Genomic DNA, 17,819 nt, shown 5'->3' with positions numbered 1-17,819 from the left:
AGTTACATATATATTATATCGGCTCGAACCTTTAGAATGTTTACGGATTTTGAACTATTTTATTCATATTTCGTACTTGACAAACGTAATATTTATGTTAAAAACTATCAAAATTCTATATTTTTATGATATTATATATTTAGCTTAATTAAATGAAGCTTTGTTTTTCGTGAGGGGTGAAGCAATGGCTAGTTCAGACACAATTAAAGTCGCTATATGTGACGACGAGATGACTCAAAGACGTCAGCTTCAGTTTATCATTGACAAGAGTCGTCCCGGAACAGAAATCAATCTTTTTTCATCCGGCGAAGAATTCCTTAGTTCTTTCCGCCCCGGTATCTATGATCTCATATTTATGGATATTCTCATGCCCGGTATGGGCGGTATAGATGCGACCTCCAAGATACGAAGCATCGACGCATCTGTGCCTATTGTTTTTGCGACCTCCAGTCAGGATCACGCCATGGAGGGGTACAAAAACAGAGTTATCCGATATCTGATGAAGCCCTTTGATCCAGTTGAAGTAGGCGAAGTCTTACAGCTCGCAGCTCAGATGAAGGGCGCACAGGGTGGAGTTTCCGTCAGAATAGGCGGCAAGGACATGACCTTTTCTTATGAAAAGATATGCTATGTCGAGCAGAGTGCTCACACTTTGTATATTCACATGGCTAACGGAGCCACACTTCAGCTAACAGGAAAACTGGATGACATCGAAGCCCAGACCCCTGATGACTCTTTTATGAGATGCCACCAGAGTTATCTGGTAAATCTGGCCCATGTAAAATGCATGGACAAGGATCTTCAGATCTTCCAGATGAAGGACGGTGATACTGTCCACATCAGAAGAGAGAGCGTCAGAGAAGCAAACAGAATGCTTGCCGAATACGCCATGAAGGATTTTTAAGCTTCGTCAATCATTGCAATAAGAATATCTACAAGAGCCGGGTCGAACTGCTTTGAGCGGTTTTTCTCCAGCTCTTGTTTTATGCTCAAGGGTGGCATAACAGACGCATAAGGTCTCTCAGAAGTCATGGCATCATAAGCGTCCGCAATACCTATGATCCTGGCCTCAATCGGAATTTCTTCCCCGGCAAGTCCGTCAGGATATCCTGTTCCGTCATAGCGCTCATGGTGCCATCTGGCACCGGTAGCAAGCCCTGGCATCTCGGATATGTTTCTCAGAATCTCATAACCGATTATGGGATGCTGCCTTACAATCTCAGCCTCGTCATCTGTCAGGCTGTCAGGCTTTCTAAGAATTTTCTCAGGAATAACAAGCTTACCTATATCATGTACAAGTCCCATATAATAAATGCTTTGCTGCTCATTTTCACTTTTCCCAAGTCTTCTTGCTATCTCAGAAGAATATCTGGCTACTCGCATGGATCTTCCGGGGTTATTTACATCCCTGGAATCAACAGTATTGGCAAGCGCAAGGAGAATCTGTGCAGAAAGCCCTGCTGCAGCCAGCTCTCCCTGATATTCATGCGATGCGCCGTCCTGAGCAGCTCCGCCATCACTATATCTTTTTACTCCCTTCAGAAGTTCTTCGCTTAGCTTATTAAAATGCTCGTTGAGGGCAGGATGTCCCTCCCTTACTACCTCAAGCTTACCTTCCTTTATGGCATTCTCAAGAAGAAGCGCTTCCTCTGAAAGCTTATCCGCGCCTATCGTCTTAGCTGTGCTCTTCAAAGAATGAACAGAAATAAGATATGCATCAAAATCCTCATTAGCCAGAAATTTCGTAAGTTCAGCGCCTTTTCCGCTCTCTGCAAACATCTCAATCTGAGAGATGTAAAACTCCTCATCTCCCATGCAGAAGCCCAGACCATTTTCTACATTAAGCTCCGGGAAAATATCTGCTATATTCACATTTGCAGACTCCAGACTGGCCGGTATCTTATTCGCAGGAGCTTCTTTTTCTTCCTCTGCGTTCCTGCTCTTTTCCATGTAAAAAAGATGTTCCAGAGAAGCTCTCTGCTCTATAAGATTAGAGGGCATCAGATCAATAAGAAGACTGTACAGCTTATCTGCAACTACAGGCTTTGTCAGATATGCATCAAAACCGAGCTCCTTAAATCTCTCTTCATCTCCTCTAAGTCCACCTGCCGTGAGCATGATAACAGGAGCATCCTTACTAAGACGCTCAACGCGCATGATGCTAAGAGTCTCAACGCCGTCCATTATGGGCATCATGTGATCCATAACCACAAGGTCGTAGGTCTTTTTCCTAAGCTTCATCAGAGCCTTCTGTCCATCCACGGCCGTATCGATCTGGGCCTCTGTTTTATTCAGAATCTTCAGAAGAAGGTCCACATTCATTGAATTATCATCCACCACAAGTACCTGCGCCTTAGGCATTATCGGAACGATGGTTTCATCGATATCCGTATTAAGAAGTGCGGAATAGTCAAACATCTGACTGACATCCACATCCTCTCCCGGATTCTGCGCAATAAGATTGAGAAGATTATTGAAAAATGCCAGCAGAGTTTCTCCTGCTCCTTTTATCTTCGAAGCATACTCAGCTACTCTGGCTTCCTTTGTGTTTTCCAGAATAAGGTTATCAAATCCCAAAATCGAATTGATGGGAGTTCTTATCTCATGGGACATCTGAGACAGAAATTCACTTTTTGCTTCGTTTGCCTTCTCTGCCTTTTTTCTTGCTTCGTAGGCCTTTTTCTCCGCAATCTCAAGCTTACCGATCGTCTTCTCAAGTCTGTGATAATCTGGAGTCTCCAGTGTGAATAACAAAATAAGAAGTGCTACAGATGCAGCAAAGAATATAAGTACAACATTCTTAAGCCACAGCATCTGAAGCATGTAGATAGCTATTACCATGATAGTCGCCACAGCAATGCTAAATAACTGCAGCAGTGTATAGTTCTTCCTGTTTACCACCACAAAGCCGGTAGCCAGAAGAATATAATAGCAGGGAAGAAGAAGCGAGCACGCAAGGAACATCATGCCTGTAACATAGGTTCCATCCTCCATGCAGACAAAAACATTTCCAGTATAAGCATTCTGCACCATCATAAAACACTGGATAATAATGACAGCCAGATTGATCTTGTACAAAAGTGTATCCTTTATATCAACCTTTGCGCATGCTACGATATACTCAGCGTAGGAATTAGCAGCTACTGTTGCGGACAGGATATTCACTGAATGCATAACGTAATGTCCCGCAACAGGAACCATTGTTGAATACATCTCTGCAGCTGCAGTCATCGTATCTATAGCCGTGGCAGCCATAAGACAATAGGCAAATTTTCTAAAGGCCTTCGTGGTCTGGGAAGAATCTGTATATGTTATTGTAAGAAACATACATATCAGTAAGTCATACAAAACCGCAGACAAACCGAATGAAAGATTATGAAGAAACATTCTTTTCCCCCTCGTGTTTCGCTACCATCCTGTCTGGCAAGATGCTGCTATGCATACAATGAAATAGCAGCCTTTAGCATATTGAACCCGACAGGCTTTTCAATAAAATTGGCAAATCCGTTTTTCAGAAGATATCCATCCTCAAAGTCTGATTCTCGCCCCATAATTACAGCGTGAGGCCTGGTATCTTCATCCGGATTCCGCTCCAGGATTTCGTTCCACAGACTATCTCCCGTTCCTTCAGGCATATAGGCATCAACAAGAACAAGGTCATAGCTTTTCTCTGAAAGCCTGTCCTTAGCCTCTGAAAAATTCGCCGCGACATCGCAGCTTACATCCTCTATTTTTCTTGCAAGCTCTGAGATAAATAGTCTCTCAGTTTCGGAATCATCAATAACTAAAATCTGTTTACTCAATTCGATTCACCTACAGTCTCTCACTTATTGCACTAGCCAGCTCGTTTCTCTCTGATACAAAAGCTCCTATTCTCTCGCGGAGAAGCTCAAACTCCTTTTTCCTGCAAAGTGCTTCAAGCTTCTCTGTCATTTTCACAAGATTCTCTGCTCCAATGAGCTGAGCCTTATCATGCTCGGATCTTATCAGGGCAAGACTCTCATCATAGTTCCCCTGTCTTATGGCAGCTGAAAGCTCCGAACTCTTATCCTCCTTCGAATAAACTTCCAGGAGCTTTTTATAAAGCTTTATATCATGCAGCAAGTATTCTCTTGGCTTTGCGACTCTGACCATGGGCAGCTTCTCCTGAAAATTCTCCCATACTGAAAGGTCCATCTCGCCGCTTAGTATCTCGCCTTTTCCTGATAAAAACTGCTTCAGGATATCCAGCACCATGTCCTCTGTAAATGGCTTTGTAAGATACGCTGCAAAGCCCTTACTTAAATACTCCTCATCCTGCCCGGCAATAGCGTTGGCAGTCAGCATAATTACAGGAGTATTATCACAAAGATGCTCTTCCCTTAAGTGCTTAAGCGCTTCCACGCCGTCCATGACAGGCATCAGATGATCCATGAAAATGAGGTCATATCTGAACTTTCTGACCTGGATGACCGCCTGCTGCCCGTTTGCTGCTGTATCGACGGTAAATCCCATAGGTGTCAGCATTCTCACCATAATATCCATATTCATGGCAGTATCATCCACCACGAGAATCCTCATCTCTGAAGCACCGCTGATTTCTGTCCTGTTAGTTGTAGCATCACCATCAATGAATTCATTTTCATCGGTACGCTCAATAAGCTCCGCCATAGAAGGCAGGCGTCTTGGACCGTTTTCATCAGTCTCCTCTGAAATATAATTAAGAACGTTCTCAAAGAAAGTCAGAAGGCGCTTTGCGGAAATTTTCACACGCCTTGTGTATTCCTTTGTAGCCTCCTCCTCTGTATCTGCCAGAATCAGATTGGAATAACCCATTATGGCATTTACAGGAGTTCTGATATCATTGGACATCTGCGCAAGAAATCTTGACTTAGCATGGCTTGCCTCTGTCGCCCTTATACTTGATGCCTCAAGCTCTCTTTTGGACACAGACAGCTCCTCCAAGGTCCTTCGGAGCTTAGCATAGTCCGGTGTTTCCAGTGTAAGGAACATAACAAGCAACGCAAGTGATGCCACAAAGAATGTTACAAGAAGATTCTGATAGAAAAACATCTGAACGCCATAGAGAAGTACCACGAAAGCAAATGTTGCAGCCAGGGCATATTTCATTTTTCTGGCATAGCTTTCGCTGTGACTTAGGATAAAAACTCCGCCGCACATGATGTAGTACAGTGGATAGGCATAGACAACCAGCATGTACAAGGGTCCTATCACAAGATTTCCCTCAGGAAGATATGAAAAGACAGTTCCGAAAAAGATATTTTGTAAAATGATAAGGAAATATATTCCCAGAAGAACCCTGTTGATAAACGCTCCCGTTGTCCTGCTATACTGCTCTCCGACGTAGGAAATAACATAGCGCACAAACTGATAAGCACCAAGGGTAGCGGACACATAATTAAGCGTATTTAGGGCATATCTCGGAATCAGCGGAACCGCACTTCCAAGACTGATAGATACCGCGTTTACCACATCAAGAACTGTTCCAAAAAGCACAAGCAAAGAAAGGAGCTTGAACTCCCTGTTTACTCTGGTGTCATCCTTATAGCGCATAAGGAAGAACACACACAATATGAAGTCCAGCGGTATCACCGCCAGTTCCAGAAAAATGTTGAATTTAAGAATCAATTTTCTCTTACCTCTATAATCAACAGATTATTTAGGCTCCCTCTGCGCCAGAATCTTATATGCTTCCTGAAGCTTCTCATCAGTTGCAAGAACAGGGATTGCTGCCTTATTTTTACTGTTTATACTGCTCTTTTTTCTTTTTATCTTCTCATCAGGAATATACCTGATAAGGATAGATTCCAGTTCCTTAAATACAATCGGTTTTAACAGATAATCTGTAAATCCCTGCTTTTTATATTCGCTTCTAACCTCCTGGCGGGCACCGGCTGTCAGTGCAACACAAGGTGTTTCCTTATTTATTCCCTTAGTGCTGCGAAGAAGGGAGGTCATCTGCTGACCATTCATTCCTGGCATCATAAGGTCTATAAAAATCATGTCATACTTATTTGCTTTTGCACACTCAAGACCTGTCTGTGCGGAAAGAGCGGAATCAACCTGAATTCCCGTTCCATTAAGAAGGCCTTCCATAACTGCAAGGTTAAGCTCTGCATCATCAACTATAAGAACCCTTGCATCTGTAGCTGTAAATCCAATCTTGAAGTGTGATTTATCCATTACACTTCTGGCATAGCTCCGCTCAAAATCTCCGATGGGTTCATAGCCCACCACCTTTTGCTTAATTGCAAAATGGAAATTACTTCCCTCTCCGTAGATACTTTCAACCTTAAGCTCCGACCCCATAAGGGATAAAATCTGCCTTACGATCGATATTCCAAGTCCGCTTCCTTCAATGGACTTTATCTTCTCTTCCTCAATTCTCTCAAAGGGTCTGTAAAGTCTCTGAAGATCCTCTTTTTTAATACCGATACCTGTATCTCTGACAGCAACCTTAAGAAGTATCTCCTGCTCATCAGCTCCCTCCTTGGGCTGAATACTTTCATAATCAACTGAGAAATCTATCTCTCCGTCCTCTGTATACTTCACAGCATTTGTGAGTATATTCGCGATACACTGCTTCAATCTGTCCGCATCACCATAAAGCCTGCGGGGGATGTTTTCATTCACATATCCCTTAAGGTCAAGCCCCTTCGCCAGCGCCCTGGGGCGGATGAGGCTCATCATATCCTCTACCACCACACCAAGGTCATACTCTGTCGGGAAAAGTTCCATCTTACCGGCTTCGATTCTTGAGTAATCCAGCGAATCATTTATCAGAGAAAGCAGCGTATTACCTGCAGATCTGATATTGTAGGCATACTGTCTGAGGGCAGGGTCATTGTACTCCCTGAGAATAAGCTCGTCGTATCCAAGGATGGCGTTAATGGGTGTCCTTATCTCATGAGACATATTTGCAAAATATGCCATTCTTCTTCTGGCGTCCTCTTCATCATTTTCCTTCTGCTTTCTGAGAACCTCGTAGGCACTGTCCCTCTGACTGGACATATACACATAGCCTGCAAGCACCAGGAAAAGCGCAAAAAGAAGCGTAAAGAATAAAACCCACAAAATCTCCCATCTGTAGGCTATTGCCACACCTCCCAGAAAGAGACTTACGAGCATGAATATAAGGTACAGTATGAACTTTACACGATGTGCAATAATCTTCATAAAAGTTAAAGCCTTATCCCTATCTGTTATCTATTAAAGTTCATATAGTCCTGAGTACTTCTCCTCAAGATAGTCAAGGAAGTCATCCGCTGTGAAGTCTCTTCCTGTGATATCCTTTATCCACTCTGCAGGTGAAAGTCTGTCTGCCTTCTTAAATACGTTTTCCTTCATCCAGTTGTTGATGGTAGCAAAGTCTCCGCTTTCAACTGCCTTGTCGATATCGATCTCATTTTTCATGCGGTTATAGTACATGGCATTGTACATATTTCCCATTGAGTATGTAGGGAAGTATCCAAAGCCTGATGCCCAGTGAACATCCTGGAGCACGCCCTCTCTGTCTGTCTTGGGAGATACTCCGAGATATTCCTCATATTTCTCTCTCCATCTGCGCGGGATATCCGCGATATCGATGTCTCCGCTTATTATCTCCTTCTCAATCTCATATCTGATTATGATGTGGAAGGTGTATGTAAATTCATCTGACTCCGTTCTTATAAGTGAAGGCTCAACTACGTTTATTGCCTCGTAGAATTCCTCCTCTGATACTCCCTCCATTGCCTCGGGGAATATCTCACAGGTCTTGGGATAGATCAGCTTGATAAAGCTCTTTGATCTTCCAAGTCTGTTCTCATACATTCTTGAAACTGACTCATGCATGCCAAGAGTTTTGCCACCCTCTATGAAGTGGTCATAATTCTCCTCAGGCTGAAGCATCTCAAATAAAGCGTGTCCGCCCTCATGAATGATAGAGTACATGCTGGCTGCAAAGTCTGTCGGATAATAATGAGTTGTTATACGGATATCATTCTTACCCATCCAGTCTGTGAAGGGATGCTCAGATGTGGAATATGCACCTCTTGTAAGGTCGTAGCCGATCACACTGATAAGATAATCCGTCATCCTTCTCTGCTGCTCTTCGGTAACCTCTTTGTGCATGAAATCTGTGCGGATTTTCTTCTTGCTACTCATGATCTTTTTAAGAAGCGGAACAAGTCTCTCCTTGCAGTGCTCAAAGCACTCGTCCAGCTCTTCTATGGTGATTCCCCGCTCGTAGTCACCTATGAGCTGTCCCATCACATAATATTTGTTATCCGGATCAAGACTAGGTGCATTCTTCTTTCCATTTAGATCTTCCATATCCTTGGGGTCACGAAGCTTTATCATCTCGATGTTTGCGTCTCTTACCTTTTTAAGAGAATCTGCAAACATTGAAAAATCTGAAGCTTTTCTTGCTGCTGACCAGTCTACAAATGCCTTGTTCATTATCCTTGAAAACTCAAGTTGCTTCTCTGTGGTGATGTTCCTGGTCTTTGCATAATCCCTGTAGAGCTGCTCTGCACACACTCTGTCAAACTCCTCAAGCTCATCTCTGTGCTCGTAGATGTAGAGCATTGCTTCTTCAAATTTTGGCTGCTTCTGGAGCTTGAATACCTGATTCTGCAAAAATGCTGTGATCTCTCCCTGCTCCTCCATTCCTTTTTCAGGGCAGATTGTCTCCTGGTCATATGTCAAAAGACGGCTTGCATGAGCATACATCTCTGCCTCCTTAAGCACCGCCTGTACGAAGTCTAAGTTCTTTTTTGTTTCTGAGTTCATGATCAATAGTTCCCTTCTGTGTTTATATTTTTTATTTGGTCTTACCGTTAGTAGTTCTCCTTTACCACTTATTCCGTGATCCTGTAGCCCTTCTCATCAAGAACAGCCTCTGCCTTCTCGAAGTCCTCATTTTTCACAAGGATATAGTCCGTGTTATAGGTAGATATCGCAAAAATTCCAATATTGTTCTTAGCCAGCGCTGTTGATATCTTGGAAAGAATTCCAATAAGTGAAAAATCAAGCTTACCCTCAATCCTAAAGGCTTTAAATCCATCACTTCTATCCGTGGTATTTGAAGGAACATCCACAGTCTCACAGACAAGGGATATTTCCTCATCCGTCTTACTTACAAAAATAAATTCTTTACTCATATCTACATGATCAAGATTTTTAACCTTACATACAGTGAAATCCTTATTTATTTTCTTAAGTTCCATGTGAATTCTCCTTTTTAGAACATGTATGAATTAAGATAAATGCTTTGTCGCATATTTGTTATTATTTTACCACAATTTATGTGTAAAAATCTGTGTGACGGGGATTTTCAACGGAAGCTATGAAATTAAAAACAAGCCTGTCACACAAGAAAAATAATCTTTGCAACAGACCTGTTTTATATCAGCCCTAAATCCATATTGATTACGAGCATACCGAATGGTATATCTCTTCCAGCTTATTAAGATGTGTCTCAAAACTATAGCCTTCATCAGCAAGCCTTAGGCTTTGCCTGCTGGCCTCTTCCCAGGATGCCTTGTCTGAAAAATACGAAATAATTCCGTCAGCCATTCCATCGACATCCTGCGGGCGATAGAGTCTCCCGTTCACATCCTTTGACACAACCTGAGGAATTCCTCCCACCTCGCACGACACAATAGGAAGCGCATAGCCCATTGCTTCAAGAATTGACATAGGCATTGCTTCCATGTGGGATGGAAGAAGGAATATCGAGCTTTCCTTTAAAAGCTTCAGCTTCTCATCACCTCGAATCCATCCCGGCATAAGAACTGTATCCTCAAGATGCAGCCTTTTTATCTCATTTTCCGTGGGGCCTGTCTCACCGGTGCCGCCAAGAACAAATTTTACCTCAGGAAATTTTCTCTTTACTATATCCGCAATCGCAGGAATATCAACGACACCCTTCAATTCATCGAAACGTCCCAGATACAGGATCTGTTTTTTTGCAAAACGTTCTTCCAAGGATTTTTCAGAGATCATCTCCGGAACGATCACGCTGTAATTAGGAACGACTTCTATCTTTTCAGCAGGTACAATTGCTGATATCTTCTTTTTCCACTCCTCGGATAGCACAATCAGCTTTGAACACTCTCCATAGCTCTTTTCGACCATGCGCTTTTTCCAATCAGGGGCATTGGTGTAGAGCTCATCAAGTGCAGAACCGTGTATGTGGTTTACAATCGGTATTCCGGCATTATATGCCATCTGAATTATGGGATATTTTCTGAAAAAACTGGGTCCAAAGGATGAATGCACATGCACTAAATCGGGCCTGTTTGTCCTAAGTACATGACGAAATTCACGATATGCCTTAAGTGCTTTAAACAGCTTAGTCAGCTTTCCACCGTCGCAATATGACTCAACATATGTAATATCAAAATCCTTCTCCAGGCGGCTATTGTAGTAGCCACCGGTGACAGCAGCAATCCCCCCTTTAACGTTAGGATCCTGCACTATCATACATACTTTAAGTTTTTTCTTTGAAGTGGTTTGTGCACTCATTAACGAATCATTCCTCATCTATAACAGTATATTTTATCTCGGGTTTAAAGCTCTTATCACCCTCAGATGAATAAGAAAACTTCTTCTCAAAGTCTTCCCATACAAGGGTTATCACGCAGTACTCTCCCTGCTCGTAGCCATATCCGTCACCTGCATCCTCATACAGTTTAAATATAGCATCTCTTCCAGGATAAACCAAAACCTCTATGTCCTTATTTTTCATAAAATCTGTACTTCCAAGTGGCTCTTTTACAGGAATGAGCGAGCCTTCCATCACAAAGACCGGTATCCTGTCAAGTTTACATTCATATACTATTTCCTGTCCACCTTTATAATACTGGTTTGTGTAAAAATCATACCAGCCGCAGCCCTCCGGCAGATAAACTCTCCGCTCATCGCAGTCACTAACCAGCGGACATACCATAAGACAATCTCCCAACATGAACTGATCCGAAATGGATATCGCCTTTTTATCCTCATGAAAATCAAACATAAGTGGTCGCATGATCGGCTTATCCTCGAAATGCGCTGCTGCCGCAATTGAATATATATACGGAATGAGTCTGTATCTGGTTCTTATTGTATTGCAGATGGCTTCATAATACTCATCTCCACTGTCTCCAAATGCCCAGGGTTCTCTTTCCACATCAGTCCCATGTGCTCTGAAAACCGGCAGAAATGCTGCATACTCAAACCATCTTACATACAGCTTTTTATATTCATTATCTATTCCGTTAGGATAATCACCATCCCAGTACCACTGAACACCGTTTTTTACGAAAAATGCACCAATATCAAGTGTCCAATAAGGCACACCGCTTGCAGCCACTTGAAGCCCTGCCCTTACCTGCCCGGCCAATGTCTCCCAGCTTGCAGAAATATCCCCGGACCATAGAACGGTTCCGTATTTCTGGCTTCCTGCCCAGCCGCTTCTTGTAAGATTCACAACGCGCTTAGCATTCGTACATTTTCTCTGCCCGTCCCATATTGTCCGAGCATGATATTTACTGAAAGCATTAGCCTTTTCAAGGGGCATTATGTCTGCAGCATTTTCCTTGAATTCAAAGTATTTATCACTATCTGCGGGTTCAATGCTGTGTTCCCACTCCGGAGTTATTGGCTCACTTGAATCGCACCACCAGGAATCAACGCCTTCGGAATAGAGTGCTCTTTCAACCTGTGACCAGTATAAATCTCTTGCCTCCTGTGAAAAGGCGTTATATATACTCATTCCCGGAAGGAGAAGGCCTCTCTCCTTAAACTCCCTGTTATTCTCTGTACCCTCACTCATGTTCGGCCAGATAGACATCATGAAATGTATTCCTTTTTCATGAAGTTCATCAGTCATCGCCTTTGGATCAGGGAATCTCTTGGCATCAAAGCTCTTCTGTCCCCATTTTCCATCCTCCCAGCTCATCCAGTCCAGAACAAGACAATCCACACCGATATTTCTTTTTCGAAATTCATCAGCAGTCTCCAAAATCTCAGCCTGACTTTTGTAACGCTCCTTGGACTGGATATAGCCATAAGCCCACAAAGGAAGCATTGAAGCCTTCCCTGTCAGTCTCCTGTAGTTTTTCACAACATCAAAAAGATCCTTGCCGAAAAGGAAATAGTAATCGAGATAGAAATCTGCCTCAGTCTGGACAAAGGCCTTCCCAGCATTTTCAGAAAACATGATAAGCGACTCTGTACTAAACAGCAGTCCATAGTTTTTACTTGAAACCATCATGGGCATGGCAATTTTCCTGTTCCCCTGATGGACGTAGTAGGTACTGTTTCTTAAGTTCCACTCACCATTTTCACCCTGACCAAAGCCCGTCAGAACTTCCTCATCATCGAATTCAAAAAAGGTTCTGGTCTTATACGCTGTGCCATATTCCTCGCGGTCAGCGGCCTTAACCTTTTTCTTTACTCCGTCTGCGGTTACGATTTCCTCAATCTGTGCATTATCTGCATTTACTATTCTGTAAAGTGTGATTTCTTCAAGCTCTCTCGGATTCTTACCTCTTTCAGACAAGAGGAGCTCACCTGATGCATTATAAAAAGCTACGGCTCCTGTAGCCTTGTCTATGCGCACTTCTCCCTCAGAAGTTTTTATTCTGGGGCACTCGCTACTCTTAGCATAGCTTCCTGTATCTTCTACCAGCGTATACTCAATACTTCCCGAGTAATCTTTAAAATCCTCTCCCTGCTTTTCACAAAACTCTCCATCACAGGAAAATGACACCCTCACTATTCCGCCCTTCTGCGGAATCACCCGGAGAGTCCCTGTTTCCGACTCCATGAAAACAGCCCCATTTTTCTCATATACCTTTGAAATACTTCTGTCCTTTGCAGGAATTACATCCATCATAATTTAAGCACCTGCTCTTCCCCATTAACCAGAACCGTTAATTCTGTCAGACCTTTACCGGCATTACTTGTATTTGAAAACCTTTCATCCTTTGATCCTGCATCATTAGTCATATGATCATTTCCTGATTTTCTGCGTGTTATCTCCCAGTTTGTCACCTTCATATCCTTCCACTCCATAGAAAGCTCAAATCCGCCTCGAAGGCACACTCCACTGATGCTTCCCTCCGAAAACTCTTTGGGAAGTGCCGGAAGAAGCTTTACATAACCGTCTCTGCATTGCACCAGCATCTCAAGGATAGCTGCTGAAGCCCCAAGATTGCCGTCAATCTGAAAAACTGCCCCAGCTCCGTATGGATGATTATCCATCATATTGTCAAAGGTTCCCTGGCAAAGCAGGGCTTCAAGATTTTCGTATACCTTTTCGCCTTCAAGGAAATGTGCCCAGAGTCCGATAATCCACGCCCTCGACCAGCCAGTGTGACCTCCCCCGTTTGCAAGTCTTCTCTCCAATGTAACTCTAGCTGCATCCATAAGTTCAGGCGTTTTTTCATAGCTTATTGAGCTTCCTGGATACACTCCGTAAAGATGGGAAATATGCCTGTGACCCGGTTCAAGCTCATCGTAATCTTCCATCCACTCCTGAATCTGCCCGTATTTACCGATTTTGATTTTAGGAAGTCTCTCAAGGATTTTCCGGACTTTTCCTACTGCCTTATCATTCACTCCAAGAACTTCGCACGCATCTATGTAGCCATTCAGAAGCTCCATCAGAATCTCTATGTCCATGGTTGCGCCTTCGCAAAGGCATCCCCTTGTTCCATCCTCCATGATATAAACATTTTCAGGAGAGACAGAGGGTGATGTAACAAGCTCACCCAGCTCATTTTCTATCAGAAAATCCTCAAAGAAATCCACACATTCGGACATGATTTCAAAATAATTCCTCAAAAATTCCCTATCCCCGGTATAGAGATAGTGCTCCCATATGTGTGTCGCCATCCATGCTTCACCCATGACCCAGAAGGTTGCAGGAATGTAGTGGTCCTGCGGTGCAGTATCCGCGTAAATATCGGAGTTATGATGAGCCACAGAACCTCTGCAGCCATACATTTCTTTGGCAGTCTTTTTGCCATTATCGCATACTCTTTTCAAAAAATAGAAAAAGGGCATATGGCATTCAGAGAGATTCCCGCTCTCCGCAATCCAGTAATTCATCTCCGCATTTATATTTATTGTAAACTTGCCATCCCAGGGCGGAGTCATGCTGTTATTCCATATCCCCTGCAGGTTTGCGGGAAGGCACTTTCCACGACTCGATGAAAAAAGAAGATATCTTCCGTATTGGAAATAAAGTGCAAAAAGATCCGGGTCCTTTTCCCCGTTTTTTAAAGCCTGAAGTCGCTTGTCGGTAGGCAAACACTGCCTATCCACAATATCATCACCAAGCCTTAGCGATAGAGTACCAAATCCTCGCCTGAATTCACTCACATGATCTGCAAATATGTCGCTCCAGCTCTTCTTTGCAGCATAGTCAACATTATTGATTACTGAACCCGCCTTATCTTCAGAATTTAACGAGTCATTTTTCAAATAAGCCCTGGTATTTCCGCATGTATAATCGTAATCGCCACAATAAAACTCCGTCCGGAAATCTATCAGAAGAAGTACCTCCGAGGCATCTTTTACCACAAGGTGCTCCCCGATAGTGAACACTTCTCCATCCGTCACCCTTGCCTTTACTCCTACAGCAAAAGGAATTCCGGTTCCTGTCTCCACCCTAAAACCGATTTCATCAGTCTCTGCCCACACTTCATCCAACCTGTTGTGACATCTGTCCAGTCTGGCTGTTAAGTTCAGCTTTCCCCCTTCTGCCTTAAGGTGATAAGCCATAATCTGATCAGGAAAGGAAGCAATAAACTCCCTGGTATATTTTATTCCGTCTGCCTCATATGAAACTAAGGCGCAGCCCGTTTCAAGATCCAGTTCTCTTTTGTAATTTTTATAATCTGTAACTCCATCAAATTCGAGAACAAACTCTCCTGCTGTCTCATAAGACCTCTCGGAATTGGGAGTTCCTGAAAGCGCCAAAAGCGATAGTTTCTCTGCTTCAGGTATTCTTCCCTGTCTAATAAGCTTTCGTATTTCATCCAGATATTTTCTGGCATCCTTATTTATTCTGTCCGTTGGTTTTCCGCTCCAGATACTATCTTCATTTAAATAAATTACTTCCCTTGAAACGCCGCCCATCACCATGGCTCCGAGCCTTCCGTTTCCCACAGGAAGCGCCTCCTCCCATTTAGAGGCCGGCTGCTCATACCATAAACTTAAGTTTTTCTCCATATTAACTTTCCTCATACCCATTTTTCATACCAAATCAAAATCCTCTTGAACTGCCTCTAACCCCTCTGCAAAGATCTTAAGCTGAGACTTTCCCTGCTCGTATCCGGCTCTAAGGATAGCTGTTGCCCTGCCGCGGAAGGTTACTGTCTCGCCATCGGTGTAGTTATCCTCCGTTATGGGATTTCCTGAGCCAAAACCTGCAAGGCATGCGCACCCTGATGCATCTTTTCCCTGCCCATCAGCTGAATCAAACTTCAATTCAGCCTTTAGTGTTATTTCCGCATCAGGAATTACATTTCCTTCACTATCAACAATTTCAATTCCCACATAGACCACGTCGTGTCCATCAGCCTTCATCTGCTTCTTTTCCGGTATGAGGCGTACTTTTGCAGGGGTTCCTGTCGTCTGTAGGATATCTCTGCTTACTTCCTTTCCCCCAACATAACTTATTGCCTCCACCTTTCCGGAAGCATAAACTGTATCGAAATATGCGGAGTTTGGCATGGGTCGCTTAGTGCTGACAGGCTTTCTTCCAATAGATTCACCGTTAACAAAAACTTCCACTTCATCGGCATTTGAGAATACTACAAGCCTTATGGGCTTACCCTCGTACCCTTTATAATTCCAGCTTTCTGTAACTGCCGTAAATCCCCACATTGTCATCATCTCAGTTTTTCCAAAGGTATCCGGATGCATTGAAAACAGGTGTGTTTTATCACTCCCCCACACAATGCTCCTGTAGACCCCCTGCGGAAGCATATGTCCGGTGATATCGAAGTCCGCATCATTGGCAAGTCTCCATGGATAGGGAGAAGCCGTAGGAGGCATGAGATACCAACCACCTGTTTTTATTCTCGGATCATTCTCATCAATGTGATCAGACTTACCTATTCCTGCTTCTCCAATATAATCCCAGGCGGTCCAGGTGAACTCACCAATAACATATGGTAGCTTTTCCACAAGCGGCCACCTGAAACCAATTTCCTTAGGGAAGTTCTCAGATCCTAAGATTACTCTCTCCGGGAACATCTCATGATCGCGTTCATATAATTCTTCCATGTAGTTATAACCCACTACATCAAGCCCGTTAGTAAAGGGTTCAGTTATAGTCTCCCAGCTCGTATCAATAAGACCTTCTGATGAATTCTGTTTCTGGCTCTGATTTTTCATAAGCTCATCATCAAGGCCGCTCCAAAGAGAACAGATTCCATTACTTACAGGTCTTGTACCATCAAGACTTCTTATTGTATTTGCAAGCTCTGTAGCAAGGGTATAGCCGTTATCAAGTCCTCCTCGCTCAGGAATCTCATTACCCGTTGACCATAAAATAACAGACGGATGGCTTCTATCCCTTTTTACAAAAGCTACTAAATCCTTCTTCCAGTCGTTTTCAAAGAACTGACTGTAATCACCACCGCGCTTTGCCATACCCCAGGCATCAAAAGCTTCGTCGAAGACGTACATCCCAAGCCTGTCGCAGGCCTCTATGAGCGCTGCGGACGGCGGATTATGAGCAGTTCTGATTGCGTTAAAGCCCACTTCCTTCAGCTTCTTTATTTTTCGTGCTTCGGTTTCATATAAGGAAACACTGCCAAGAAGGCCATTGTCGTGATGAAGGCATCCGCCCTTTAGCTTAACTGTTTGCCCGTTGATTCTAAGCCCACTTACAGAATCAGCCGTTATTGTTCTTATTCCAAAAAGAGTTTCAGCCTCATCGATATCATCTGTTTTTTCAGGAATAAAATGGGTGCGATATACTCCGAGACTCTTTACCTGAACCTTTACCTTATAGAGGTTTGGGTTATCAGCGTTCCATAACGCAGGATTTTTAATATTCAATGTTATTTTTGCCGTCTCTGATTTTCCGGAATTGATTTGAATTACACGCTTTGCTCTGCTAACAACTTCTGCCGCCTCTTCATCTATAATTTCAGATGTTATGCATTTCCCCTTTGAAGCTTCGTCTGTCTTTTTACTTGAAACTTCTCTGGACACAGTTATCTCTACTTCAACCAGTCTGTTTTGAAGTGTCTCATTTTTCACAGTAACCTCAGCCTCTGCAAAAGCATAGCCCTCTGCTACTTCCTTTGTATAAACAAATACTCCGTCATTAACTATATGAACTCTGGGTCCATGGCATAGGTTCACACCGCGATATAATCCAGAGCCTGTGTACCAGCGGGAATTTACATGCATACTGGTATTACAGTTAATCGTTACGCGATTTTCCTCTCCAAAGGTTACATAATCCGTAAGGTCTACATAAAAAGGTGCATATCCGTAGTGCTGACTTCCTACCTTACAGCCGTTTACATCGATAGTGACATTCATCATTGCACCGTCAAATTTTAACCCCACACACTCATTTTCCCATTCCTTTGGAATCATTATATATTTGGTATAGTTTGTAAGGCCTCCAACGAAATACCCGCTGTCAGATTTTGCAGGCGCATCAGGTGATACATCCGTTCCAATCATTCCATCATGTGGAATATTAACCAATGTCCCGGGATCCTCTTTAAGTGCTCCAAGAGAATCTACAAACCCTCTTCTAAATGTCCAATTTTCATCAATGCATATATTTTTCATACACCAAATCTCCCAATTTCGAA

The 17,819-nt window shown here is 43.2% G+C and carries 11 protein-coding genes; 1 reads left to right on the top strand and 10 read right to left on the bottom strand.

Annotated features, from left to right (window positions below; genetic code table 11):
* The first annotated feature begins 184 nt into the window (after nucleotides 1-184).
* Nucleotides 185-904: a LytR/AlgR family response regulator transcription factor gene (locus tag G587_RS0107360; RefSeq protein ID WP_026491720.1), complete on the top strand. Its 720-nt coding sequence runs from the start codon at nucleotides 185-187 to the stop codon at nucleotides 902-904.
* Here the strand turns inward: G587_RS0107360 and G587_RS24275 are convergent.
* The 10 genes from G587_RS24275 to G587_RS0107310 form a co-directional block, all read right to left on the bottom strand.
* Nucleotides 901-3,387: an HD domain-containing phosphohydrolase gene (locus tag G587_RS24275; RefSeq protein ID WP_051200872.1), complete on the bottom strand. Its 2,487-nt coding sequence runs from the start codon at nucleotides 3,385-3,387 to the stop codon at nucleotides 901-903. The genes G587_RS0107360 and G587_RS24275 overlap by 4 nt on opposite strands.
* Nucleotides 3,388-3,434: 47 nt before the next feature.
* Nucleotides 3,435-3,803, bottom strand: coding sequence for a response regulator (locus G587_RS24270; RefSeq protein ID WP_051200871.1), 369 nt, complete (start codon nucleotides 3,801-3,803; stop codon nucleotides 3,435-3,437).
* Nucleotides 3,804-3,813: 10 nt separating this feature from the next.
* Nucleotides 3,814-5,628, bottom strand: coding sequence for an ATP-binding response regulator (locus G587_RS0107345; protein WP_026491719.1), 1,815 nt, complete (start codon nucleotides 5,626-5,628; stop codon nucleotides 3,814-3,816).
* Nucleotides 5,629-5,655: 27 nt separating this feature from the next.
* On the bottom strand, nucleotides 5,656-7,176 hold the full coding sequence (locus G587_RS21760; RefSeq protein ID WP_051200870.1) for an ATP-binding protein: 1,521 nt from the start codon (nucleotides 7,174-7,176) through the stop codon (nucleotides 5,656-5,658).
* A 33-nt stretch (nucleotides 7,177-7,209) separates the two neighbouring features.
* The gene (locus G587_RS0107335) at nucleotides 7,210-8,772 is read right to left on the bottom strand and encodes a carboxypeptidase M32 (RefSeq protein ID WP_026491718.1); all 1,563 of its coding nucleotides are present in this window, start codon (nucleotides 8,770-8,772) and stop codon (nucleotides 7,210-7,212) included.
* Nucleotides 8,773-8,840: 68 nt separating this feature from the next.
* Nucleotides 8,841-9,209, bottom strand: coding sequence for an ACT domain-containing protein (locus G587_RS0107330; protein ID WP_026491717.1), 369 nt, complete (start codon nucleotides 9,207-9,209; stop codon nucleotides 8,841-8,843).
* Nucleotides 9,210-9,411: 202 nt separating this feature from the next.
* Nucleotides 9,412-10,467, bottom strand: a complete 1,056-nt coding sequence (locus tag G587_RS0107325; RefSeq protein ID WP_081679368.1) for a glycosyltransferase family 4 protein — start codon at nucleotides 10,465-10,467, stop codon at nucleotides 9,412-9,414.
* 49 nt (nucleotides 10,468-10,516) lie between these two features.
* On the bottom strand, nucleotides 10,517-12,865 hold the full coding sequence (locus G587_RS0107320; RefSeq protein WP_026491715.1) for a glycoside hydrolase family 31 protein: 2,349 nt from the start codon (nucleotides 12,863-12,865) through the stop codon (nucleotides 10,517-10,519).
* Nucleotides 12,862-15,207, bottom strand: coding sequence for a glycoside hydrolase family 95 protein (locus G587_RS21755; RefSeq protein WP_051200868.1), 2,346 nt, complete (start codon nucleotides 15,205-15,207; stop codon nucleotides 12,862-12,864). Before G587_RS21755 ends, G587_RS0107320 begins: the two co-directional genes overlap by 4 nt.
* A 24-nt stretch (nucleotides 15,208-15,231) precedes the next feature.
* Nucleotides 15,232-17,796 (bottom strand): glycoside hydrolase family 2 TIM barrel-domain containing protein, encoded by a 2,565-nt coding sequence (locus G587_RS0107310; RefSeq protein WP_026491714.1) that lies wholly within the window; start codon nucleotides 17,794-17,796, stop codon nucleotides 15,232-15,234.
* Nucleotides 17,797-17,819: the final 23 nt, after the last annotated feature.

Origin of the sequence: Butyrivibrio sp. XPD2002 (assembly GCF_000423945.1) — a bacterium.
GTDB lineage: Bacteria > Bacillota > Clostridia > Lachnospirales > Lachnospiraceae > Butyrivibrio.
This window is presented reverse-complemented; position numbering and strand designations above follow the sequence as displayed.